This window comes from Mordavella massiliensis (assembly GCF_016901695.1).
Classification (GTDB): domain Bacteria; phylum Bacillota; class Clostridia; order Lachnospirales; family Lachnospiraceae; genus Claveliimonas; species Claveliimonas massiliensis_A.
On sequence record NZ_JACJKS010000094.1, the window covers coordinates 1 to 297 of the forward strand.

Sequence of the window (297 nt, forward strand, 5' to 3'; positions counted from 1 at the left end):
TCTTCTGAAAATGCTGTATCTGGCCATGATGGATATCACAAAAAAATGGACTGGACACCGGCAGGATTGGGGGCAGATCCATTCGCAGCTGGAGATATTTTTCGAAGAACGATTATCTGGATTATAAGCTGTTTCTGGCCTGGCAGGGCTGGCTGGGCCAGCCCTGCTTGACATGTCCGGAAACTGCATTATAATACAAGCAAGGGCAGAACCTCAAAAAAACAGCTCTGCCCAAGAGTAACTAATGACATATCTTATATCAGTTTTTTGAATTTACACAAAACTTGAAACGGTCTC

1 pseudogene is annotated in these 297 nt (G+C 43.8%); it reads left to right on the forward strand.

Features of this window, described 5'->3' with window-relative positions:
• Nucleotides 1–127, forward strand: a pseudogene (locus H6A20_RS14115) (IS256 family transposase); the annotation flags it as partial.
• Nucleotides 128–297 lie beyond the last annotated feature (170 nt).